The following is a 973-nucleotide window of genomic DNA, read 5'->3' on the forward strand; positions in this document are numbered from 1 at the left end:
CCCCGCGCCCGCCAGCGCGCGCAGAAGATCAGCAGCTCGCCGGCGCCCGGGATGTAGGGGAACAGCAGATAGCGGCTGTAGACCGACGAGCCCGTCACGTACGCGAAGACGCCCAGCGCCGAGCCCACCATCACCACCGGCATGATGGCCAGGCCGTCCAGGCCGTCGGTGAAGTTCACCGCGTTGCTGGTGCCCACGATCACGAGGTAGGACAGGCCGATGAAGCCGAACACGCCCAGCGGATAGCTGATCGACTTGAAGAACGGCAGCATCAGGTCGGCCTTGGGCGGCAGCTCGGTCGAGAAGCCGCTGGTGACCCAGCGGAAGAACAGCTGCACCACACCGAGGAAGCTGGTCTCCGAGACGCTGAAGGCCAGGTAGATCGCGGCGATCAGGCCGATGATCGACTGCCACAGGAACTTCTCCCGCGAGCGCATGCCCTCGGGGTCCTTGTTGACGACCTTGCGGTAGTCGTCGACCCAGCCGATCAGGCCGAAGCCCATGGTCACCAGCATCACCACCCAGACGAAGCGGTTGGACCAGTCGAACCACAGCAGCGTCGAGATGCCGATGCCGATCAGCACCAGCACGCCGCCCATGGTCGGGGTGCCGCTCTTGGCCAGGTGCTGCTGCACGCCGTACTCGCGGATCGGCTGGCCGATCTTGAGTTCGGTCAGGCGGCGGATCACCCACGGGCCGAAGGCCAGGCCGATCAGCAGCGCCGTCAGCGCCGCCATCACCGCGCGGAAGGTGATGTACTGGAAGACGCGCAGGAACCCCAGTTCAGGGAAATAGGTCTGCAGCCACTGGGCCAGACTAAGCAGCATGGGGGTCTCCTGGGCCGCCGGACTGCAAGGCGGCCACGATCTGTTCCATCTTCATGAAGCGCGAGCCCTTCACGAGGATGTTCTGTACTTGCGGCGCGTCCTTCAGCGCGCCGATCAGCTCGGCGACGATGAAGCCGGGCGCGCTG

Annotated in this window: 1 protein-coding gene; it reads right to left on the minus strand. The window is 65.8% G+C overall.

Going from position 1 to position 973, the window contains the following annotated elements:
• The coding region (gene mraY, locus FUT87_RS03565; RefSeq protein WP_147240111.1) for a phospho-N-acetylmuramoyl-pentapeptide-transferase at positions 1-827 on the minus strand (827 nt) is incomplete at its 3' end.
• Positions 828-973: the final 146 nt, after the last annotated feature.

The sequence above is a fragment of the Mitsuaria sp. TWR114 genome, assembly GCF_007997345.1.